The organism is Fusibacter sp. JL298sf-3, assembly GCF_053842995.1.
Map to the genome: position 1 here is coordinate 683,889 of NZ_CM132608.1, position 22,244 is coordinate 706,132.

The 22,244-nt window shown below is 48.5% G+C and carries 19 protein-coding genes; 2 read left to right on the forward strand and 17 right to left on the reverse strand.

The features are described 5' to 3' along the window. Positions 1 to 19 precede the first annotated feature (19 nt). The 4 genes from ACR6HW_RS03260 to ACR6HW_RS03275 form a co-directional block, all read right to left on the reverse strand. On the reverse strand, positions 20 to 1,597 hold the full coding sequence (locus tag ACR6HW_RS03260; RefSeq protein ID WP_455729739.1) for an Athe_2463 domain-containing protein: 1,578 nt from the start codon (positions 1,595 to 1,597) through the stop codon (positions 20 to 22). A gap of 21 nt (positions 1,598 to 1,618) precedes the next feature. Then, positions 1,619 to 2,911: an S-layer homology domain-containing protein gene (locus ACR6HW_RS03265; protein ID WP_455729740.1), complete on the reverse strand. Its 1,293-nt coding sequence runs from the start codon at positions 2,909 to 2,911 to the stop codon at positions 1,619 to 1,621. Positions 2,912 to 3,152: 241 nt separating this feature from the next. Beyond that, positions 3,153 to 3,545 (reverse strand): response regulator, encoded by a 393-nt coding sequence (locus ACR6HW_RS03270; RefSeq protein ID WP_455729741.1) that lies wholly within the window; start codon positions 3,543 to 3,545, stop codon positions 3,153 to 3,155. A 9-nt stretch (positions 3,546 to 3,554) separates the two neighbouring features. Further along, positions 3,555 to 4,709, reverse strand: a complete 1,155-nt coding sequence (locus tag ACR6HW_RS03275; RefSeq protein ID WP_455729742.1) for a pentapeptide repeat-containing protein — start codon at positions 4,707 to 4,709, stop codon at positions 3,555 to 3,557. Positions 4,710 to 4,851: 142 nt separating this feature from the next. Here ACR6HW_RS03275 and ACR6HW_RS03280 point away from each other — a divergent pair, with 142 nt between their 5' ends. Continuing rightward, entirely contained in the window at positions 4,852 to 5,124 is a 273-nt protein-coding gene (locus ACR6HW_RS03280; protein ID WP_455729743.1) for a toxin-antitoxin system YwqK family antitoxin, read from the forward strand. 77 nt (positions 5,125 to 5,201) lie between these two features. After that, positions 5,202 to 6,560, forward strand: a complete 1,359-nt coding sequence (locus tag ACR6HW_RS03285) for an MATE family efflux transporter (protein ID WP_455729744.1) — start codon at positions 5,202 to 5,204, stop codon at positions 6,558 to 6,560. Between the two features lie 521 nt (positions 6,561 to 7,081). Here ACR6HW_RS03285 and ACR6HW_RS03290 read toward each other — a convergent pair. The 13 genes from ACR6HW_RS03290 to ACR6HW_RS03350 all read right to left on the reverse strand — a co-directional run bounded on the left by ACR6HW_RS03290 (position 7,082) and on the right by ACR6HW_RS03350 (position 22,193). Beyond that, positions 7,082 to 8,098 carry a LacI family DNA-binding transcriptional regulator gene (locus ACR6HW_RS03290; RefSeq protein WP_455729745.1) on the reverse strand — a complete coding sequence of 339 codons (1,017 nt, stop codon included), beginning with the start codon at positions 8,096 to 8,098 and terminating at the stop codon, positions 7,082 to 7,084. A gap of 123 nt (positions 8,099 to 8,221) precedes the next feature. Next, on the reverse strand, positions 8,222 to 9,301 hold the full coding sequence (locus tag ACR6HW_RS03295; protein ID WP_455729746.1) for a M20 family metallopeptidase: 1,080 nt from the start codon (positions 9,299 to 9,301) through the stop codon (positions 8,222 to 8,224). Then, entirely contained in the window at positions 9,298 to 10,044 is a 747-nt protein-coding gene (locus ACR6HW_RS03300) for a glutamine amidotransferase (protein WP_455729747.1), read from the reverse strand. The genes ACR6HW_RS03295 and ACR6HW_RS03300 overlap by 4 nt, the downstream gene beginning before the upstream one ends. 1 nt (position 10,045) lies before the next feature. Then, the gene (locus tag ACR6HW_RS03305) at positions 10,046 to 11,317 is read right to left on the reverse strand and encodes a M20 family metallopeptidase (protein WP_455729748.1); all 1,272 of its coding nucleotides are present in this window, start codon (positions 11,315 to 11,317) and stop codon (positions 10,046 to 10,048) included. Continuing rightward, positions 11,310 to 12,242, reverse strand: a complete 933-nt coding sequence (locus ACR6HW_RS03310; protein WP_455729749.1) for a nucleoside hydrolase — start codon at positions 12,240 to 12,242, stop codon at positions 11,310 to 11,312. Before ACR6HW_RS03310 ends, ACR6HW_RS03305 begins: the two co-directional genes overlap by 8 nt. 1 nt (position 12,243) lies before the next feature. Beyond that, positions 12,244 to 13,191: an ABC transporter permease gene (locus ACR6HW_RS03315; RefSeq protein WP_455729750.1), complete on the reverse strand. Its 948-nt coding sequence runs from the start codon at positions 13,189 to 13,191 to the stop codon at positions 12,244 to 12,246. Further along, complete coding sequence (locus ACR6HW_RS03320) at positions 13,191 to 14,216, reverse strand: ABC transporter permease (RefSeq protein WP_455729751.1); 1,026 nt, start codon at positions 14,214 to 14,216, stop codon at positions 13,191 to 13,193. Before ACR6HW_RS03320 ends, ACR6HW_RS03315 begins: the two co-directional genes overlap by 1 nt. Further along, a complete protein-coding gene (locus tag ACR6HW_RS03325) occupies positions 14,203 to 15,738 on the reverse strand; it encodes an ABC transporter ATP-binding protein (RefSeq protein WP_455729752.1) in 1,536 nt (511 codons plus the stop codon). Before ACR6HW_RS03325 ends, ACR6HW_RS03320 begins: the two co-directional genes overlap by 14 nt. A gap of 96 nt (positions 15,739 to 15,834) precedes the next feature. Further along, on the reverse strand, positions 15,835 to 16,878 hold the full coding sequence (locus ACR6HW_RS03330; RefSeq protein ID WP_455729753.1) for a BMP family lipoprotein: 1,044 nt from the start codon (positions 16,876 to 16,878) through the stop codon (positions 15,835 to 15,837). A gap of 410 nt (positions 16,879 to 17,288) precedes the next feature. Next, a complete protein-coding gene (locus tag ACR6HW_RS03335) occupies positions 17,289 to 18,158 on the reverse strand; it encodes an SPL family radical SAM protein (RefSeq protein WP_455729754.1) in 870 nt (289 codons plus the stop codon). After that, positions 18,158 to 20,338 (reverse strand): diguanylate cyclase, encoded by a 2,181-nt coding sequence (locus ACR6HW_RS03340; protein WP_455729755.1) that lies wholly within the window; start codon positions 20,336 to 20,338, stop codon positions 18,158 to 18,160. The genes ACR6HW_RS03335 and ACR6HW_RS03340 overlap by 1 nt, the downstream gene beginning before the upstream one ends. A 27-nt stretch (positions 20,339 to 20,365) precedes the next feature. Continuing rightward, a complete protein-coding gene (locus tag ACR6HW_RS03345) occupies positions 20,366 to 20,989 on the reverse strand; it encodes a C40 family peptidase (protein ID WP_455729756.1) in 624 nt (207 codons plus the stop codon). 172 nt (positions 20,990 to 21,161) lie between these two features. Beyond that, positions 21,162 to 22,193 (reverse strand): hypothetical protein, encoded by a 1,032-nt coding sequence (locus tag ACR6HW_RS03350; protein WP_455729757.1) that lies wholly within the window; start codon positions 22,191 to 22,193, stop codon positions 21,162 to 21,164. Between the last annotated feature and the right edge of the window lie 51 nt (positions 22,194 to 22,244).

Consider the following 22,244-nt stretch of genomic DNA (forward strand, 5'->3'; position numbering starts at 1 on the left):
AGTTAATTATGCAAGAGTCTCATTTAACTAGGTAATCATAAATTATGTCTCTCCCTTCAAGAGGAAAGAGGTAGTTGCCTGACAAAAAAATTTCAGCTTCTACATCTGAAAGCTTTTCTCCTCTGAGATAGACTTCTCTTGTAAAACCATCGTGAAGCACCGTATTGTCTGTAATACCAAAACGCTCTGTATCGAGCATTTCTTTTGGCGCTGATATATCGAGTAAGAGTGGATCTTTTATATCTGGCGGAACTGGCTGATTTAGCAAAGTTTCTTCTTTCGGTTCCATTGGCGCCACAACATTGGCATCTGTACTCACCGGCACGCGCTTCTTAACACCGTTGTGGTACTCAATTTCCACAATACCATTAAAAACGGGGTTGAGTTTGCGGTTTTCTTCAGTGATGTATTCGCTGTAATCATCATACGTCATGACGACTTCAAATACGGTACTGCCCATGTTGATTGCTGGCTCTACCCCCTCTTTTTTTAAGGTCTTCCCTGTTATCGTATCTTTCAGTTCAAAATTCCATTGCTTAATATCTTCGCGGTTGTAGTAAACGCCCCTGAGCACGTCGTCTGAAAACTCGGCGCCTTTTTTGTTATCCCACAGATGCTCGTCGTTGAGAACACCTGAGAGCTTAACATCAAATGTCATGTTGGCTTTTTTCGCCATTTCCGATTCGGTGATAACATCGTCACCTTGTACCACCTTTATAAAACCTTTGTGGGGGATATAACTTTTGTTTTTTACTTTTTCAAGGCTGAAGACTTGGTACCAAAGTCCGGTATTTTGTCCGGTTCTAATCTCAGGATACGGGTCGTGGAACATAAGCGCTTCACCTGTTCTGTAAGTTGTTGGCCGCGTCTGCACATGTGCGTAGTTGTAAGGCGACTTATCGCTGTTTGTCCCTCTTTTAATTTCAAACGGCAGCGTGTCGTTAATCCATTGGCGGGTAAATTTGATTTGACTATCATAAGTTTTATCTCCAATCCCCAGCTCTTCAGTCGCCGCTTCATTGTAATCACTTGCTTCTGCAATCCGTTTTACGCCTTTCAATTTTTCACTGTAGTAATAGTGATAGACACTATCTTTATCCCAAACGCGGTAAATCCAGTGCTTTTGTTCAGGCCGCGTTCCCGAATCGGCATCTAGCCTAAAATTGCGGTTGGCATACCGGTTGCCCTGGGCGTCGTACCCGTGGTAGCGGTATTCACCGGTACTGTTTTCATAGTAGCCCTTCTTCATATCCTCACCGAGACGCGTTTCGCCATCGGCACCAAAGATAATACTGCCCGGCTTAAACTCGTTGTCAGCCACGTCTTTATAATCGCCATACACCGTGACACCGAGGTCGTCAAAGAGTTCCTTGTTAAAGAAAAAGCCATCTTTGTTCACATAAGGCAGCTCCAACGGAATGCCTTTTTTCTTCTTATAGTCAAACCACGACACATCGTAGTAAGGGTCTGTTTTAAAATAATCACCGCTGTTGTCGTACTTGTCTGGGTTTGGGTTGCCATAGGCAAACGCCGGCACCGACGGCAAGGTACCTAGAACCATTACAAGAGCAAGTGCAGCTGCTAGAATTCTTTTCATGTGTATTGCCTCCAATAATGTTTAAAATCGTTTAAGAGAAACTGTCAAGTCAATACTTCCCGACGTAATCCCCATGTCAAAGTATCTACCGTTGATGACTTCTCCTACGCTTGTGTTTTTTCCTTTATGCGACATGGCATCGAGGTACTTTGAAAAAGCGTAGTCGGACCGGTCTTCAAACCAGTAATCAAAAAGCGCTTTCACTTGTTCGCCATAGGTATCCATAAAAAACGCCTCGTAATCTTTGTAGCCCGCCATATGCTCGCTGCGTTTCCAGAGCATCAAATTGTAAGGTTTGTACTTGCTTTCGAGATTTTCAGTATAAGCGCGAAGATCAAAGTCTCTACGCTCTGCGTAAAGAAAAGAACGATCAAGTGCCGAGTAGGATGGATTCTCGTACATATCATCATGATATGCTTTTGATTTAAATGCTACAGAACCAACTCCCGAAACCTCTCCGTTATTACCCCCAAAGCTTAAATAGCCTTTTTCTTTTAGAGATACATTCTGAAGGACATTTCCGAACTCCACAAACTCGTTCAATGGTTCTCCCTTGTAAAGTGGCGCATAAAACGTCCGTCTTCCAGTAAGCTTACGTGTGTAAGTATCAGAAATTTCTAAATTAGGATCGAGAACCAAGTTTCCTTCCAGGTCATACGTTTGCAAATAACGCACTTCCATCGACTGCACCGCCCTATTCTCATACGGCTTTCTCATAGCATCGTCCATCAGCCTAGAGATAATGGCTGCGGCTTCTGCACGTGTGGCACTGGACTTCGGCAAAAACTTGCCACCGGTTCCCGTGGTGATGCCAATGCGATAGCCGGCAAGGACTTCGTCGCTGTACGCCGCATCGATTTTATCAAAGTCCTTCACATCGTTTTCAACGTACACATCGAGGTAGTCCGACGGCAGCTCCTCTTCGAGGCCCACCGCTCTAACGCCAATGGCAATCATCGCCTCACGTGTAATCGGTTTGGTGTAGTCGGTAAATTCTCTAGTACCAATGAGGTTCAGTTCTTTGGCTTTTTCGATGTACGCTTTAGACCAGCCGCCATCGGTGTTGAGTTCATAGCCTTCAGACCTAAGCGTCATAACGATAAACTCGTCGATGCGCGTGAGATTCTTCGGCTTAAAGCTGCCGTCGTCATAACCTTTGATAATGCCCTTTTCTGTCAGCGCCATGACGTTGGCATATGCCCAGTGGTCATTGGGTAAGTCGCTGTACCCCTGTGCCTCCCCGGCGGCAATTCCCGCTCCTATATGTAACACCATCACTGCCCCTAAAATCCATCCTTTTAATTTCCCCTTCATAAGTTAGTGCTCCTTTTATCAGTATTTCTTTCTATTATACATATTATTCCATATCTTTACAAGTGCATTCTTCTATAATTTTCCACGAACAATAGGCGCCCCTTCTCAGCTCATACTAAGCGTCGACGCAACTCATTTCGTCCTCGGCGGCCTATAGCGCTTCTGTACCCAACCGCCTCTTCTAATTTTTCAAATAAAAAAGAACCCTTCTCTATTGAAGAAAGGCCCTCTGCGTGCTTACTTATAGAGTGAAACCATTCATTTTAAGTGTCTTGCGAATGGTTTCTTTAATTTCACTTGGTGAAGCATCTTTTGTTATGTAGTTTGTCGCGCCAAGTGATAAACTCTTGTCTACCATTTTCATTGTATTGAGCGTCGATATCATAATAATTATCAATTCAGGAGACGCATCTAATATATCTTCTATTAAATCTGTCCCGAGGCGCCCAGGCATATTGATGTCGAGCAACAACAGTTCCCCCTCTAGAAAGCGCCCCGCTTGAAGTTCTTCTAAGAATCGATCGCCTCTGGGAAAATCTGCAATAACTTCAAAGCCAAGGTCTTTGCACACGTCTGTCAGAAACTTTCTAAAAAAATCGCTGTCGTCAATAATAATGGTTTTAATGCCAGCCATACTGCCCTCCTAATAATTTTTATTTTTGCCCTTTAAACGGTTTTTAGAGACTGGGAACTCCCCTTGAAACAAAATACCAATCCGAACTAAAAATGCACCAAGTAGAATATAACCGATGAGGGATTGAATCATCATGACCACATGTCCCCAAACCGTTTGATGAGAAGCCGCTATATCCCCAAAACCAACACTGGTCATAACCACTACTGCAAAGTACAATGCGCGAATAAACCCGAAAAATGTGAATTGGTGCTCTATTAAAACAGCGTCGTTGGTAAGAGTGGGAACTAAAGTGTACAGGACGGCGAAGGCAACTGTCACGAGGCTGAATATGCCAATCAGACGAATGGTTGAGGAACCGTAATCGGTAATCCACCAAAAGGTTTTGACAATAAAGTGGATAAATGCTCTAAACCACTTGTTGGCTCTACAGCGCAACAGTTCAAAGAAACGTCCCCCTTCTTTGGGAATTGGACACTGTTTTTTATCTCTGTACCAATTGTGCCACCAAATGCGGCGAATATTACACTGAAAACTCGACAACAGGGCCGGTTCTATTCGCGCACCGGAAAGCCCCACGCCTGTGAAATCAGTTAGTTCATCGTAGTAACAGTCCCATATAATGGTGTCGCCACTGACGATGGCGGCCTCAAAACGCGCCCCGTTGAGCTCGCAGTTTGTTATTTCACACCCCGATAAGTCGGCGTAGTTAAAAGTGCTCTCTATTAAAGAGGTCGTATTAAAAGACGTTTTAATAAATTTACCGTAATCGCATTTGCAGTTTTCTAGATCGACTTGATGAATGCGCGCCTGTGTCCAGTCGACGTACCTAAAATCTGAACTCATGGCTTTTGCCATGGAAAAGTTAGCGTCCACCATTGAAGCGGAAACTAAGCTACACTCTTCGAAATACGTTGCGAAGCCGCCAATACTCATTAGGTTTGCCTTGTCAAAAGCACACAGTTTAAAGGTGCTTTCTCCAAAGTTTGCGGAGGTGAAGTCAATGTTCTTCAAATTGAAATGACTCAACTCGTAGCCGACCAGTTCGAGATTTGAAAAGTCAATAGTGAGTTTCCTATTCTTTCGTCGAAACTGATTCCAAGCTGTCGCATCATTTTCTTTGACGCAAGTGATAAAAAATTCCCGAAGCTCAGCATTATTCATGTGTCCCCTCCTCGCCACTTATGCATTAGCTAATACATTTTTTACCCAATAAAACGGCATTCACACATTAAAAGTTATAATTTCATGTGTTTTAGGGTATATAGGGAATAGATAGTTCCCCAATGAAAGGAAGGTGTTTCCAATGACTAAAGACGTTTATACAAATGGGCAAAAGGCCTACGAACTCGTCGACGACGAATTGATTTACTACTTTAAAAACGGTGGTATAAAGGCGCGAGGTCCGTATGCCGACGAATGCATGCAAGGCGAATGGCATTTTTACAAAGAGGCCGGTCACCTCTGGCAAGTTGGTCATTTTAAGGACGATGTGAAACACGGCAGATGGATTCGCTATGATGCAAATGGTATGGTCACTTATGACAAAACTTTTACAGAGGGGAAAATTTCCTCTTAAATGATGAAAATGCTTTATTTCTCCAACGGAATACGCTATAATAAATCAATCTATTTCGTGTACCTAAAGGAGAAACTATGCGTGAACGACTCACACTTTTAAGAGAAAAGCGCGTCCTCATCTGGACAATTCTAACGCTTTCCCTTCCCGCCATTATAGAAATGGCACTCAACACATTGCTCGGCGTCGCGGACACGGTTATGTTGGGAAAACTGATCAACGCCTCGGCGATTGCTTCAGTAGGGTTTTCAAATCAAATTATGTACTTACTGATCTTTACTTTTTCTGCATTTAACACCGGTGCGGTGGCAATGATTTCACGTGCCTACGGCGAAAAAAACTTTCAAAAAGTACAACACATTGCAGAACAGAACGTCGTTCTCAACGCTATTGTCGGTATAACGATTCTTGTGTTATCCGCTGTTTTTAGACATGAGATTTTCAGAATATACGACATTGAGCCTCATATTTTTGACGATGCGGTTACGTATTTTACTGTTATTCTCATCGGCTTCATCCCCATGTTTCTGTCATTCTCTTTCGCCGCTATTTTGAGGGGCTCTGGTGACACGAAAACGCCTATGAAAGTGACGGGCTTTGTCAACATACTGAACATCATCGGCAACTACGTTCTCATTACAGGCTTTGGCCCGTTTCCGGAGATGGGCATCGCAGGCGCCGCGCTGTCGACCTCTTTGTCCAGAATTATCGCTGTGTGCATTTACGTCTACCACCTCTACTACAAGAATATCCAATTTCGATTGAGGGTAAGGGTGTTTTTTGACTCTAAAGTCCTCAAACCACTTTTTAGAATCAGTCTTCCAGGTGGATTGGAACAGGCGCTTATGCAACTGTCGTTTGTTATTACTGGGATTTTTATTGCGCGATTGGCCACTGACGACGAAGCGCTTTTCAGGATTCTGATTCAAATCGAGTCGCTGTCTTTTATGCCGGCGGTGGGCATCTCTATTGCCACGGCTACTTTGGTCGGTAAGTCACTTGGTGAAAAAGACGTGCCGCGCGCGTCTGAAATCGGGTACACGGCCTCTGGCATCGGTGTTATGTGGGGGCTTTGTATGGCCGTTCTGTTCGTCGCTATTCCCAAAACCTTAATCAGTTTCTTTGTGGACGAGGCACGTATCATCGCCTTGGGCGCACCAGTTATGCTCTTTTTGGCCTTGAACCAACCGGGACTGAACTTTATGATTGTCATGAGCGGTGCTTTAAGAGGCGCCGGCGATACGACGACGGTTATGCTCCTTACGATTGTGCGGCTTTGGATTCTGTTTGTGCCGTTCTCCTATTTGTTTATTTTGACATTTGGCTACGGCGTCTCCGGCCTTTGGATAGCGGAGATATTCTCTATATTGGTGTTTTCAAGCGTCCTGTTTTTGAGGTTTAAAAGTAAAAAATGGTCTCAAATACAAGTGGATTAGCTTGGTGAAGCGTGTCTGTCGACACGCTTTTTGTTTTTTTAAAAAAAGGGGGACGGTTCTTTCGTGCCGGAATCCACTATATTTTACCATATCTTGTTGACTAATCTCGCTCTCACTTGCTGTAAATGCGACCTTCCACACCTGATTCTCCACTCGGAAACATTTCTTCGCTGTACAGGGATCTATTTTGTGACGGATGCAACTCAATGTATCTGTAGACAAAGAGAATGCTGTGTTTTCAACGGGTTATCGCCCTTTTCACACCTATGTGGACACAAAAGAACCGTCCCCTCAAGTCGCGAGACGGCAAAATCCCTCATCATGAAACAGCAAGGAGGTGGTCTTACCCCTTGCAACAGCAGGGCTTTCTTTTACATGCAATTTGAAGCACAGCTTCAATAACTGCACAATCGCTACAAATGTAATTTAAGGGACGGTTCGACATTCTAAAATCAGAAAACAAGCTGTTCCAACATGTACACGACATTATCGGCCATCTAACGACACAAAAGAACCGTCCCTTAAAGACGGCTTGTGCTCTGGCGAACAACGAGTGTCGGCGCCACTTTCTTATTGAAGTAATCGGCGTTCTTCTTGGGTACAATCTCTTCTATCAGCGTCTTTGTCGCATCGACACCAATCTCGTAAATCGGTTGATGGACAGTCGTCAACGGTACATCTAGCAAATCCGAGAAGAAGATGTCATCGTAACCCACTAGTGCGTAGTCTGACGGTATGGCATAGCCCTTGGCTTTCAGAGCGTGGTACACCCCATAAGCAGACAAATCGTTAAAGGCAAAAATTGCGGTACACATCGTCTTGAGCAGCTGCTCAACAGCCGCTTTCCCACCTGCTAGCGTGTAATGCCCCTCGACCACCAACGTTTCGTCGTAAGGTACGCCGTATGCCGCCAGCGCCTTTTTGTAGCCAGCTAAGCGCAGATTGGAATCGTCGAGATGCTTCGGTCCGGTAACACAGGCAATTGCCCTGTGGCCCAAATCGAGCAAATGCGCCGTGGCCAAATAGCCACCGCTTTCGTGATCTGTGGAAATGTAGTGACAGCAGCCCTCTTCAAAGATTCGGTCGACCATAATGTAAGGCATCTTCACGCGACGCAACTTTTCCATGCTCTCCAGCGTTTTTTCGCGGTTGCTGTCCACGGACATGGCGTACAAAATGCCGTCGACCCCCTTGTCGGCCAACATCTGAATATAGGCGAGATCGCGTTCGTGGCTGTCGCTGGTATTACATAAAATCAACGTCCAGCCATTTCGACGACATTCGTCTTCGACCCCCTTGGCGAGGTTGGCAAAAAACACATTGCGTACATCAGAAATAATTAACCCCAATGTTTTTGTCTGTTTTTTAACGAGCCCCACAGCTACTTGATTGGGGGTGTACGCCAGTTCCTCCGCAGCTTGAAAAATCAACTTTTTTGTTTTATCCGGTATCTTATCGCCTTTTCCGTTTAGCACAAGTGAAATGGTTGTCGTCGACAACCCCGTAAACTCGGCGATGTCTTTTATAGTCGTTCGCATCGTTGTCCTCACCTTCTGTATACGTCTATTTTATCGTATAATTTAACTTTCTAAAAGACCGATGTACCGTCGAGGAGGAAGAAAAAACGGTACATCGGTCTTATCAAATAGCCAGTTATAGCCTCACTCAAAGTCACGGTAAAGCATTTTATAGTAAGCCACAGCCGCGTCATAGGCGGCTAAACTCAAGCATTCATCGGGTTGATGGGCCTTATCAGGTGCCCCCGGCCCCAGCAGCACCACGGGAAGGTGAGGCAGTTGTTTGGCCAAAACCGAAGCGTCTGTAAAATAGCGTACGCCAATTTGTTTAGACGGCATCTTCAACAAGTGAAAAAGATGCGGTGCTTCACTTTGTGCATCAATGGGGCGTCTGTGGTTTAAAACATCGTAAGTTTTAACTTCCGGTGCATCGAGCGCACCAAATAGTCGCTTGTCGCTCACTGCGGGCACATAGCGGATGTCGAGCAACATCTCACAGGTGTCTGGGACCATGTTGTGCGCCGTACCGCCGTGTATGGACGCTAGATTGACGGTGGTTTCTCCCAAGAGCGGATGGGCAGCACCGGCAAGTGCCATTTGAATCGATCCGTAGAGTCGGAATGCCTTAACCACGGCGTTTTCGCCCTTGTCGGGATAAGCGCCGTGTGCCGTTCGGCCTTCGACGACGATTTTCACCCACAGACAGCCCTTTTGAGCGGTGCCCAGCACGTTGCCCGTGGGCTCCCCCACAAAGGCAAATGTGAGCCGCTGAGCAAACTGTGTCTTGAGAAACGCCTCTGCACCGGCACCGCCTTTTTCTTCATCGCAGGTGGCGAGGAAGACGATGTCGGTCTTCGGCCGCCGCCCCTCGCTGTATTGTCCGCACAGTGCATCGACCATGGCGGCGAGACCGCCTTTCATATCGCTGGCGCCCCTTGCGTAAACGACGCCCGCGCTCTCATGGGGCACATCCGGTGGCGTGGACCATTTTTCGAGATCGCCAAACGGCACTGTGTCCAAATGGCCGTTCCAGAGCACACACCGCGTTCGATCATCACCTTTGATATGGGCGATGACATTGTAGCGGTCCTCTGATACATGTTGCAAGTAGGTCGGCATTCCCGCCGAGGTCAGATGCTCAAATACGCACAAGGCTATGGCGCGCTCGCCGGGCGTACCGTTGACAGAAGGCTGACTGAGCAGCTTTTTCAAAATCTCCGTCACGACGCGGTTACCCAGTCTATGAGGTTGTGCCAAATGGTCGGATACGCCGACCAGTTCACGAACTCAGGCGGCGCCCAGTGCGGTGCACAATCCGATGTGAACACAGCACTTCTGCCCTTGCCGTAAGTTCCCAGTGCCACCAACGGGTCTTCTCCCACCGCAACGAGGAGCTCGCCTTCAGGCTTGAGGACGGTTTTGTTGTAGCCGAGCAAATGCGGCCAAACTTCCGGAAGGCCTTTGAGGGCTTCATGGGTGGCGCAAACTTTTGGAACGATGCCCTCACAGTGTTCTGCGCGATCGTCAGTTGCTAGGATTTGCACCGGCAGCACCTCTTGTACGGCGGTATCCTGCCATTTGCCCTTTGCGTCTACACCTGAAAACGTCAGGTAACCGCCTACCATAATCAGTGCGCCACCGCCGAGGACATAGTCTCGAATCACGTCGCAGCGATTGGGTCTGACTTCGCTCTTGGTAAAAGTGGCAAACGGCAACAGAAGGGTGTTGGCGCCGATGTCCGATAAAATAACGCAGTCGTACGCGTTGAGCGCTTCCACTGAGTAGGGAAAAGCCTCCATTGCTTCGTGGTTGGGCATAAATGTCACTTCGTGCCCCGCCGATATCAGCGCTTCTTTCAGCCACTTCTCGCCGGTTTCATAACTCGATGTGTAAAAACTGTCAAAGCCTTTGACATGTGTGGTGTAACTCATCCACGACTCCCCTGCTAAAAGTATCTTCTTTCCCATTTCAATCTCCTTTATCTCTATCAAAATCCAGTATCAAAGCTGCATAAACCAAAATACTTTCCAAATACGCCTCAATTTCAATGTATTCGTCGATGGCGTGGCATTGTTCCAGTCGCCCAGGGCCAAACTGTACTGTCGGGCAATCGGCGATGTTGCGCCACAGTCTGGCGTCGCATCCGGCAGGTGAACCGGCTACGACGACTTCTCTGTCAAGCGCCGATTGATAAGCCGCTTTAAAGGCGGAGACAACCGTTGACGCCTCGGGCATTTCAAAGGCGCCTCCCGCCTGATAAACCTCTACTGTCGGCGGATGCGCTACCAGCCAGTCGTCCTCGGCCTTCAACGCTTCTGTCACCGCTTCGACGACGCTTTCGTAACACATTTGTCCCGGCACATAGTGCACGCAGACTTCAAACGTACAGGTCGGTGCCACTGTCGACGCCGCCGTGCCGCCTTCGATGGTGCCCACATTGAGACTCGGTGCCGGCAAAAGGGGATGATTATAGGCGTTGCGCCAGCTTTCATCTAGTGCCATCAGCCTCTCTATAAGCAACAGCGATTTTTCTATGGCACTGACGCCGAGCCATTTGGCACCGGAGTGGTTGGCTCTGCCTTTGACGCCTATCCGGAAGAAAACGAATCCCATATGCGCCAAAATCAATTGATCGTCTGTCGGTTCGCAAACGACGACGCCGTCTGCACGCTGTCCGCGCATAACGGCCTGCAATGAGCCGTTGCCACCGCCTTCTTCATCCACCACTGCAGTAAACGCCACATTTACCGGCAGTTCGTAGCCACAGGAGTGAATCAGCTCGACCGCCATAATGGCCGCCATTAGCCCCCCTTTCATATCGCAGGCACCCAAACCGTAGAGTTTGCCTTCCAATACTGTGGGGACGTGTGGCGGCGTGCGCCAAAGCGATGTGTCGCCCGGCGGCATAGTGTCCACATGACCGTTAAACATCAGTGTTTTGTCGCCTCTGCCCGAAAATCGGGCGTACAGGTTGTAGCGGTTGCCGTAGACATGCCCCAAATTCCCCTCTCGGTGTTGGCACACGGCCTTTTCGATGACGGCTTCTTCCATGGCATCGCGTTCCACGCTTGCCGCTCCCATGGTTTTAAACAGTCTTTCGAGGTATTCTTGCCCCGACGCTTCTCTGCCGCCTTCGACGCCGTGGCCGATAACTTGTGTATCGCAGGCCACAAACCCCTTTAAGGCGTCCAAATAGGCGTCTCGCTCTTCTGCAAGTTTTGCACGTAAACGACTAATCATAGTGCCGTATCCCCTCTTCTATGATGTCCCAAAACCGCGCCACATCCACTTCCGTGGCCACTTGGGCATTGGGGACTTCGCTTGAGAGACCGAAATAATCGCAATTGGTTCTGCCGTAACTCTCTCCCGCGCTGTTGTCAATTGTAGTCACCATGGCCTGAAGGGTGACCACAGACGGGTCGATTAAATAACACACGGTAAGCGGGTCGTGGAGCGGTCCGCCTTCCCAGTGGAACACTTCTTTTTGCGTCTTGTTGAAAAAAGTCATTAAATCGCCAAATAAGCGTGACGCCACGTTGTCAACAGCTGACATTCGGTCGATAACCGACGGGTAACACAAGACTTTTCGCGTCACGTCCAGTCCCATCATCACCACGGGACGCCCACAAGTAAACACCACTTGCGCCGCTTCTGCATCGGCTAAGATGTTAAACTCTGCCGCAGGGGTGACGTTGCCCAGTCCCATGCTGCCGCCCATGAGCACAATTTTCTCAATCTTTTTCACAATGCGCGGCTCGAGGCGGATGGCCATGGCGATGTTCGTCAGCGGCCCAGTGGGCACAAGGGTAATCGGTTCATTGGATGCGAGCAAGGTTTCTATGAGGTACTGCACCGCATGCGTTTGTTCACAGGAGCGCTCTAATGCCGCAAACACCGGGCCGTCTAGCCCCGTCACCCCGTGGATGTCGTCGGCGATAACCTGTTTTTTTCGCACCATGGGCTGCTCGGAACCGGCGTATACCGGAACGTCCAGACCGAGGTGCTGACACACTTTCAAAGCGTTAGCCGTCGTCTTTTCAAGGGTTTGATTGCCCGCTACCACGGTGATGCCGAGCAATTCTATTTTAGGATGTTTCCCAGCGAGCATAATGGCGATGGCGTCGTCATGCCCCGGGTCGCAGTCGAGAATAATCTTTGTTTTCATATTAGCCCTCCACAGTTTTTACCGCTGTTAAAGCGCTTTTCTTCTTGCGCTCTGCGGCTTTTTTCGTCGCCATAGACACTGCCAATACGGCGACAGTGACCACATATGGCATCAACAACACAAATTGTGACGGCACGCCGTAGGCTTGTAAACGCGCGCCCATTGAGTCCGCCACGCCGAAGACGAGGCAACCGATGGCAGTGAGCACGGGGTGTGCTCCGCCGAAAAACATAGCTGCGACGCCCATAAAGCCCCTGCCGTTGGTCATGTTCTCAGTGAACATTTTGCTGTACCCTAGAGACAAATGCGCCCCTGCGAGACCGCCGATGAGTCCGGAGATGACCAGTGCCTGATACTGCATGGTTTGAACCGGAATCCCTGCGGTTTGCGCCGCCAGCGGAAATTTGCCCACTGCTCTGAGGCGCAGACCCCAGACGGTTTTAAAGAGAACAAAGGTCAGGCCGATGACGAGGACAATGGCAAACCACTCGGTTACCGTCCAGTTGTTGAACAGCGTATTCAACACCTCGTTGTTGTCAAAAGCCGCAATATGCACCCTGGGGATGCCGACGATTTTAGGGTCTGTAAACGAGCCTGTTTTACCGAGAACGCTGTTGAGCATGTACTTGGTAAAGGCCAGTGCAAACATGTTGATACCTATGCCGATGGCGGTGATTTCCGCCCCGTATTTCAAATGGCCCACCGCTATGATCGACGCCATGAGAACGCCGGCAAGCATGGCCACGAGGACGCCGAGCAGCCAACTGCCTGTGAGGTAACTGACGGCAACCGCTGTAAAGGCGCCCATGAGCATGATGCCCTCTGTTCCGATATTCAGGATGTTCGCCTGCTGTGTCACCGACGCGCATAGCGAAGCGTAGATTATCGGCGTCGCCGACCGGAATGCCGCGTAGATGAGCGATAAATTGATAATTTTATCAAATGACATTATCGACCCTCCTTTTTCTTGACAAATTGAAAGAGCATGTCCATCGCCGCAATGATAATAAAGACGGCGGTTATGGTGTCGACAATGGATTTTGGAACGCCTGTGGACTGTTGAAGCCCCAAGGCCCCCGATTTTAAAATACTCAGGAAGAACGCCATAAACGGCGTCAAGTAGATGTTGTTTTTAACAATCAACGAAGCGAGCATCCCGTTGAAGCCGAGATTGGCCGCAAAGTTGTTGAGGAAGTAGCCGTGAACGCCTAGAATTTCTATACATCCGGCGATACCCCCGAGCACGCCGCTGAACATCATGGTTTTGACGAAGGTTCGCTTGGCATCAATCCCCGCGTAATCGGCGTGTTTGGCGTTGAGCCCGGCTGTTCTGAGCTTGTAGCCGAAAGTCGTCCGGCGCATCATCCAAATGACAATCACTGTAACGGCGATGGCGATTAGCAGGCCGGTGTTGGCGCTGCTCGGCTTCATAAACTGAAACAGCTTAACGGCATCTGCCACAGGTTCCGATTGCGCATTGGCAACACCGGCACTCATTGGCCCGCTGACCAGATAAGAGGTCATGTAGAAGGCCACGTAGTTGAGTAAAATGGTTGAACACACTTCGTTGACACCGTAATACGCTTTAAGCGATCCCGGTATTGCCGCCCAAAGTGCGGCGACGACCATTGCCCCCAGAAAACACGCTATAATGTGCAGAGGCATCGGCAAAAACGTCCAGTGGATGCCGATGTAAGCGGCGACGATACCGCCGAGAAAGACTTCACCCTCGACGCCGACGTTAAACGCGCCCCCTTTTGCTCCCACGGCAAATGCCATAGAGGTGAGCAACAATGGCGTAAAGGTCGCCAATGTCTTGCCAAAGTTCAGTTTGCCTACAAAGGCGCCGCGCAACAACGCCGCGTAGGCTTCTAAAGGATTTTCGCCAATCATGAGTATAAAGATGGCGCCAATCCCAAGAGATAATGCGATAATCAGTATAAAGCGCAGTAGCCCGCTCTTAAGAGTCTTCATGGTTTGCCTCCCGCTCACTTTGCCCCATCATGAGAAGGCCCAGTTTTTCATCTGTTGCTTCTGACGCCTTCATTACCCCCGTTATACGCCCTTCATAGAGGACGATAATACGGTCGGAAAGCGACAGTATTTCTTCAAGATCTGCTGAAACGAGCAGGACGCCGCGGCCTTCTGCTTTGACTTTCTCCAGTATTGCCCGTATCGATTCTATGGCGCCGATGTCCACGCCTCGGGTCGGTTGAGATGCCACGAGCAGGCGCGACGGTTGAGACACTTCGCGCGCCACGACGATTTTCTGTGCATTCCCTCCGGAGAGCGCCGAAGCCGGTAGGGTCATTTGCGGCGGCCGAATATCAAACTGTTCAATAAGTGTTTGGGCATAGTCCGCCACTGCCGCTGTATTTATTAAGGTATGTTTTGAAAAAGGCGCCTCCTCAATTTGTGTCGCAACGAGGTTTTCGCTTATGGTCAGTGCGCGGTTAAGCCCTCGTGTATTTCGATCCTCCGGTATGTGGGCGATGCCCTTTTCCCGTATGGTCTTCACCGACAAGTTCTCTACGGCCTCCCCGTCGAGGTACACATGCCCCTTTTCGACTTTTCGAAGACCGGTGATGGCTTCAATCAGTTCACTCTGACCGTTGCCGTCAATTCCGGCGACGCCGAGGATTTCGCCGGCGCGCACCTCGAAGTCAATGCCTCTTATTTTGGAAATTTCTTTTTCGCCGGACGTCCAGAGGTCGTCCACTTTTAGAACGACGTCGCCGATAGCACTTTCCGATTTGTTGATGTTCAGAAACACCTCTCGACCAATCATCATTTGAGCGAGCTTTGCCGGACTCGTCTCCGTTTTCTCCACAGTGCCCTCATATCGACCTTGTCGCATGACACTGATTCTATCTGAAATGGTCATGACCTCATCGAGTTTGTGTGAAATAAACACGACGGACTTGCCATCCGCTTTCAATTTTGTCAGGATTTCAAACAACCCCCGCGTCTCTTGGGGCGTCAACACCGCTGTAGGTTCATCGAGGATGATGATTTCCGCCCCTCTAGAAAGACATTTGATAATCTCTACGCGCTGTGCTTCACCGACGGATATCTGATGAATGCGCTTATCTAACTGTATGTCCAGTCCATAGAGGTCGATGTAGTTTTGTACGGCCTTTCGCCCTTTTGCAAAGTCGATAGCCAGTCCTTTTCTCGGTTCAAAGCCCAACAAAATATTTTCTAAAACGGTGAGTTCGTCGACGAGCATAAACTCCTGATGCACCATGCCGATACCCAAGCCAATGGCTTTTTTAGGCGTCATTTCTCGAATGGTTTCACCATTTACAACCAGTGTCCCCGCATCAAAGAGGTACAGGCCATAGAGCAATTTCATCATAGTCGATTTCCCCGCGCCGTTTTCGCCGATCAACGCGTGAATCTCACCTTTTTTCACTTGGATTTGCCCGGATTTTACTGCTTGGACGTCCCCAAATCGCTTCTGAATGTCTTGCATTTCTACGACAATCTTTTGCACGTTTTACCTCCGAGTCTCTCGCAACCGTTTGTCTCGATTGCCTTGTTGTCTAATAAAGAGGCGGGGGTAGGCCCGCCTCTCTATTAACCTATTCCCTTACTGGTTCGGTCCAAAACCGTCGTAGTTCTCCACGACGATTTCGCCGCTGACAATTTTGGCTTTTAACGCTTCAATTTCATTCAAGATATCTTCTGGGAAGTCGTCTCCAAGATGCTCTTTTATGACGCTCATATCCGTCAAACTGACGCCGTTGTCTTCAAGTGTGAGGTATTGCTTGCTCCCACCTTCAAAAGTGCCTTCTACAACGGATTTAATTAAAATATAACAAGCGGTGTCCACGCGTTTGAGCATGGAGGTCAACACGGCACCCGGCTGATCGGCATCTTGATTGAGGTCGACGCCGATGGCGTATTTACCCGCTTCTGCAGCCGCTTCGAGAATGCCGGTTCCGGTTCCCGACGCGACGTTCATCACCACGTCTGCGCCCTGCTGGTATTGTGCCAGTGTGAGTTCTTTGCCTTTGAGCGGATCGTTCCACGTACCAGCAAATGATTGAAGGACGGTGATTTCAGGATCGATGTACTTCGCCCCTTGCTCGTACCCGATGTAAAAGTCGTGGAGCACTGGGATGTCCATGCCGCCGACCCAACCGATAATGTTGTCGTCGTTAATGCCTTCAATATTCGATTTCTTTGTAAACAACGCCGCAGCTGCTCCCGCCAAGAACGAGCCTTGGTTTTGTGCAAAACTGACTGAAACGATGTTGTCGCCTTCAACAGTGGTATCGATGACGGCAAATTTTGTTTCAGGGTAGTTTGCACAGTGTTCCTTCATGTACTCTTCAAAGTTCGATGAGGAACAAATAATGAGGTCGTAGCCTTCTTCCGCCACTGCTAGAAAGTTCGCTTCCCATTCAGCGGCTTCTGTTCCCTCAAGTGTTTTCAACTCGATATCGAACTCATCTTTTGCTTTAAGTGCCCCTTCGTAACAAGAGTCGTTGTAAGATTTGTCCCCTAAATTGCCCGAAAAGACGATGGCCACTCTCGTTTTATCGCTTTCTTTTTCGGCACTTTCCCCGCAGGCCGTCAAACCGACAACCAATACTAAAATCAACAACAAACTCAATACGCGCTTTTTCATACGCCCACTCCTCTCCCTTTTTTTATTTTGGTAAAACGTTTTTCCTAATGTTTAAAAAAATATAGATTTACACATTGAAAGAAGTTGGAAAAACGTTTTACCAAATGCGTAAAAAAAATCTAGTAATAAATATTACTATATGTTAATCATACCGAAAATTCGAACATTCGTCAACAGGTTTTTGTGAGGGGACGGTTCTTTTGTGCCACTGCCTAATGACAGCCCGCCTATATCAAGCGTTACCGTTCTACAACGGACGCCGGTTTCCCACTGAATAGCCCATCAAAAAAGCCCGCATATACCGGCTGTCTGCTTAACACATAAACGACCGAAGGCGGGCTTTCTCAAAGCGTCGGCTTTTTCTAAATTGTAAATTTTTAGTGGATTCTGGCACAAAAGAACCGTCCCCTTTAAAACAAGGTCAATTGATGCACCTGCTCCTTCTCTTCAAATGTATGGAGGTAGTCGAACACCGGCTGCGACCCGTAGAGCATGTCGTGACGGGTACAGGTTTCTCGGACGAGCGCATCGAGTTGCCTAGCGTTGGGACTCGTACAGACGTAACTGCGGCCAAATGCGCGCTCATACTGCGCTTTCAGTCCGGGAAAATGCCGATCCAGCTGCTTGTAGAAAAATTCTCGATTGCCCTCGCGCAAAGTGACCCCTGCGCCAAAGTACAAAATGCCATGTACGCCGGCGGTCACACAGAGGTCCAAAATACCCTTTACATTCTCCACCGTGTCATTGATGTACGGCAAAATCGGCGACAACCACACCACTGTGGGCACGCCCGCCTCTTTAAGCCGCATGAGCGCTTCAAACCGCTCTGCAGTGGTGGACACATGGGGCTCGAGTTTTCGGCATAGCGCCTCGTCGTAAGTCGTCAAGGTCATCTCCACGACACACTTCGTCTTTTCATGAATAGCGACGAGTAAATCGAGGTCGCGCAGCACCATGGCAGATTTCGTCTGAACACAGATGCCGAAGCCCTCTTTGAGTACGGCCTCAAGACAGCGCCGCATGTAGCCGAGCTCTGCTTCAATGGGCATATAGGGATCGCTCATCGCCCCTGTGCTGATCATGCCCTTCTTTCGCTTGCGTCTAAGTTGCTCCGCCAACATTTCCGGTGCATCTGTCTTGACCTCAATGTCCTCGAAAGCGTGCTGCATGTTGTAGCACGCACTGCGGCTGTCGCAGTAAATACATCCATGGGTACACCCTCTGTAGAGGTTCATATTGTTTTTGGCCGATAAAATCGACTTATAGGCTTTGTAATGCATTAGACCTCCTCGGGCAAATCGTAAAAGACGCAATTTCTACCGCTTTCCTTCGCCTGATAAAGGGCTACATCGGCGCGCTTTACCCCCGCTTCTAAAGTACACGGGCTGCTAAAAGACGCCGCACCGATACTGACAGTAGCCTCAATGGCGCCGCCAGTCACTGTAGGCACTTTAAACGGCTCACTACTAACCGCTTCTAAAAGCGCTTTGGCAATTACCCGCACCTCCGAAGGCGATGCCGTGTTTAAAAAGACGATAAACTCTTCGCCGCCGTAGCGCCCGATTTCGCCAAAGTCCGCCAAAACAGTTGACCAACGCTGACACATCTCAATGAGAATCGTATCCCCTACATCGTGGCCATAAGTGTCGTTGACGGTCTTAAAATAGTCGATGTCGAGCATTAGCAGAGCGAGACTCCCCGATTCTTTAAGCTGCACAGCCGCCAGCTCCATAAAGTATTTTCGATTGTGAAGGCCAGTAAGCGCATCGGTTCGAGCGGTTTTAATCATTTTTTCAAGAAGGTGAATATTGCCGATGTTAATGGCGAGTTGGTTGGCGTAGTCCAACGCCACTTCCTCAATCTCCCGTTTAAACTGGATTAAGTGATGGGCGGTTAAAACAATCGCCCCTACTGAGCGGTTGTAGAGCATTAACGGCACGACCACCACCGTCGTCACTTCCTTTTCAAGCTTTAGAAAGTGAAACTCTCCGGCATCCATAAATGCCACTTTGTTCCTCACCAAGTAGGTCTTGAACACATCGTACTGTGCCGGCTCAAAGAAAAGCGTCTTGTTCTGCTCATCGGGATAGTAAACCCGCGCCTCTGTCTGTCCCTCTGGGTCGAGCAACAGCACAAAACCGCCGTCGCATCCCGTCATGCTCTGATACGTTTTGATTAAAGGCGCCACTGTACGCGTCAGCTCTCTCGTACTGTTAATGGTCTTGTTGATATCGTGTAAATCTTTGAGCAACAGACTCTTTTCATCCGCCAGCCCCCGGTCGTACTCTGTTTGTTTAATACGCGTAACCAAAGCAAGGGAAAAGAACACCACGAGCCCAATGGAACCGATTTTAGGTGCAGCCATTGTAAACACGTTGTACGGTATAACCCCGACGCCGGCAAGCAACGTCAGCACATTGCCGATAAGCAACATTTGAAGGGCCGAGATGTACACGAGATCCGCCGCTTCCCTCAGCCCCCTTGTGAGAATTCCCGCGCCAATGTAGACAATAACCAGTACCGTTGCCCCCATGGCCAAGTACAAGGCCCATGCAATCGGCGCCGTAAACACGGTGATACAACCGACGGCAACTGTGGCAACTATAAGACCATAGAGACCTTTCAGCCATTTTTTCATCGTGTTCAGCTGTAAAAAATGACTTGTGAAAACGGTCAGGGTCAGCGCCGAGGTCAATATAAAGAACGGGTTGGCGCGCATATCCCAAATCGGTGCACTTGGCCAAAAAAACACAAATGCGATGCCATCCCAAACCGCGAGCAACAGGGTGTAGCAAACGACAAAAAGAACGTAGTACACATACGTCCGATCTTTGAGTGCAAAGCCTATGGTCAAATTGTACAGCATCATAATCAGCATGACGCCGTAAAAAATGCCGTGCATAAGGTTGAGTTCAATGAGGTAGTCGGCAAAGTGTTTTACTTGCCATAGGACAACTGGGAACTGTAGATAGGTGTCTGTTTGCACTTTAAAATAAAGTGTCGACGCATGCGCCTGAGCTTTTAAGGGATAGATGAAGTTCGGGTGGTTCAGCAGACTAAATGCCCTACCGAAGGCCCGCCCGCGCGTCTCTATTTGCGTCGGTGTCCCGTTGGCATTCACATGGTACAACGTCACCTCTGCCAACTGGGGTTTTCTCACTTCCAAGATTTCATCGCCGTTTATGTGGTCAAACTCGATTTTTACCCAATACGTCGCAGACGCCAAACGCCCCACGTACTCTGAGTCATAAAAGGGAACAAATGCCTCGTCTTCTTTGGCTACGACATCTGCAAGGGTGAGCCGTGCGTCCACTTCGTCTAAAATTTTAACCCTGTCGAGGTCAAAAGTGTAGCCGCTGTCGGCTGCCTTCACGACGGGAAAAATCGGGAGACTCCCTAAAAAAATAGAAAGGCTCCACAAAACCACCGTAACGACAATCAATATATTTTTCTTACTCACAACTTCTCCTCATCCATAAATCGAGCTCTAGCGCATCAAGTCGATAACGATTTCATCAGACAGGGTGCAACCGGTTAGCGCCAATCGGCCATCAGTGGAAAAGTCTTTGGGCATATAGCCGTTTATGGGCTTGTTGCCCTTTAGTAGCCCCAACTTTTCATAGGTATAAGCGACGAGACCACTGCATGTGATATCGATCATCTTTGTCGGTATATGGAAGAACCGACCGAGAACAACTTCCCAAATCATGCGATTTTGGTCGGGATTAGGCAAGCCGTGCAACTCTGTTAAAATCGCCTTCATCGTCTCGACACTATCGGGCCCGAGGATGGTAGATAGCCGCCTTACAGCGTAAACCGGCGGTTCGTAAGGCACCACATCCTGTCCATATGTCTTCAATCGCTCATACAAGTCCACTATTTTAGGGCCCGTAATGTGGTCATGGTGCATCTTATCTTCTAAATTGACAAGGGCTGTTGCCTCGTACAATAACGGTTCGTCACAGCCTTCGAGCCGCATGACGAGTCCGCAGTGCGACCACATGGAGTTTTCAAGCTTTTCGACGATTTTACTGGTGTGGTAGCGCCCGCTGAACAAAACCACATCACCTGTTTTTAATGTATCTTTTAGTTCGGAATATGCTGTTGTCATATTAATTTATCTCCTCAATGCATTTTATACATTATAACATTTTATTAACTTTTAAAATACTTATATTATCTGAACAATCTGTGTCCGCCGCAGTTGCATCAAAGGTGTTTTTCGCTGACAGTTTTCGGTTCAAACCTTGTTGTTTAACACAAAAAAGCCGACTGCCATCGACTTATTTTAAACCGTATTTTCTAAGGGTTAATCGTCCAGTGACACCGGTGACGACGAGAACGCCGACAAAAAAGAGCGCCTGTACCATCAGGACGCGCCCAGTGTAATAGACGTCGTAAAACTGATACCCGTATTTGGCCACTGCACTTTTGTGAATACCAAAAAACACCCAGTAATTCATCAGGACGAGCCCCAGAAAAATCAAAGGACTCAGTAAGAAAAATTTTTTTAACAACTTGCGGGCCTCATCCGTGTTCTTCTGCAGAGCAAGTTGCCTGGAAAACGTAAATGTTATCCAAAACGCGACAGCACAAATCGGCACCAGCCAAATCAACCAAAAAGCCATGCGCCGTTGGACGACGACCTTCTTTGATTTGTACGTCATATTCACGTGAATGCCACTGTACGCACTTACGCGCTCTAATATCTTGGCTTCCAGCTGCGCGTAATCCGCCTCTTCCGACATAAAGAGCAACAAGCCCCCGGGCTTTTCTATTGAAGGCACTACACTTAAAACACTTAAGTTGTGCTCGGCGTGTCGAATCACCCCGACAATGCGTTTGCTCTCAAAAGCACTGTCGATATCGAGCACCTCGCGGTAGTGGCCGGGCATGAGAACGTCTTCAATCACCTCGCCCACTTTCAGCTCAAAGTAGTCTTTGAACGCTTCGCCGATAATCACTTCTGTTTCGTCAACAGGCATTCGCCCTTCCAATAGATGCTGCTTTAAAAAGACCTCGTAGTACGGTCGGGAGTATGTAGCATAAGTGATTTCGACGCGGCTCTCAGGCGTTAAACAAATGCGCCCTAGCGCCGTGTACACCACTTTATAAATCGTTGTAGAGGGCAAGTCCTGCAACGCGCCTTCCACGTCATTCAACACAGACGTGGATTGCCCTCTATTGAGAAAAATTGACACATCCGGTATTTCTTCTATAGGCATATAGGTTTCGTAATGCGCCGTCACAATGGAAGCCATTATAAAGAGCATAATCATCAGTACCGCCCATCTGCCGCCTTTATTGATGTACATTTCCGTTCTCCATTCCGTTGTCTTGATCGCGTCACTCTTAATAGCGGCGCC

Bases quoted from the DNA above. Each gene is read 5' to 3' on its own strand.
- ACR6HW_RS03260 (WP_455729739.1), bottom strand. From the start codon at position 1,597: ATGAAAAGAATTCTAGCAGCTGCACTTGCTCTTGTAATGGTTCTAGGT.
- ACR6HW_RS03265 (WP_455729740.1), bottom strand. From the start codon at position 2,911: ATGAAGGGGAAATTAAAAGGATGGATTTTAGGGGCAGTGATGGTGTTA.
- ACR6HW_RS03270 (WP_455729741.1), bottom strand. From the start codon at position 3,545: ATGGCTGGCATTAAAACCATTATTATTGACGACAGCGATTTTTTTAGA.
- ACR6HW_RS03275 (WP_455729742.1), bottom strand. From the start codon at position 4,709: ATGAATAATGCTGAGCTTCGGGAATTTTTTATCACTTGCGTCAAAGAA.
- ACR6HW_RS03280 (WP_455729743.1), top strand. From the start codon at position 4,852: ATGACTAAAGACGTTTATACAAATGGGCAAAAGGCCTACGAACTCGTC.
- ACR6HW_RS03285 (WP_455729744.1), top strand. From the start codon at position 5,202: ATGCGTGAACGACTCACACTTTTAAGAGAAAAGCGCGTCCTCATCTGG.
- ACR6HW_RS03290 (WP_455729745.1), bottom strand. From the start codon at position 8,098: ATGCGAACGACTATAAAAGACATCGCCGAGTTTACGGGGTTGTCGACG.
- ACR6HW_RS03300 (WP_455729747.1), bottom strand. From the start codon at position 10,044: ATGGGAAAGAAGATACTTTTAGCAGGGGAGTCGTGGATGAGTTACACC.
- ACR6HW_RS03305 (WP_455729748.1), bottom strand. From the start codon at position 11,317: ATGATTAGTCGTTTACGTGCAAAACTTGCAGAAGAGCGAGACGCCTAT.
- ACR6HW_RS03310 (WP_455729749.1), bottom strand. From the start codon at position 12,242: ATGAAAACAAAGATTATTCTCGACTGCGACCCGGGGCATGACGACGCC.
- ACR6HW_RS03315 (WP_455729750.1), bottom strand. From the start codon at position 13,191: ATGTCATTTGATAAAATTATCAATTTATCGCTCATCTACGCGGCATTC.
- ACR6HW_RS03320 (WP_455729751.1), bottom strand. From the start codon at position 14,216: ATGAAGACTCTTAAGAGCGGGCTACTGCGCTTTATACTGATTATCGCA.
- ACR6HW_RS03330 (WP_455729753.1), bottom strand. From the start codon at position 16,878: ATGAAAAAGCGCGTATTGAGTTTGTTGTTGATTTTAGTATTGGTTGTC.
- ACR6HW_RS03335 (WP_455729754.1), bottom strand. From the start codon at position 18,158: ATGCATTACAAAGCCTATAAGTCGATTTTATCGGCCAAAAACAATATG.
- ACR6HW_RS03345 (WP_455729756.1), bottom strand. From the start codon at position 20,989: ATGACAACAGCATATTCCGAACTAAAAGATACATTAAAAACAGGTGAT.
- ACR6HW_RS03350 (WP_455729757.1), bottom strand. From the start codon at position 22,193: ATGTACATCAATAAAGGCGGCAGATGGGCGGTACTGATGATTATGCTC.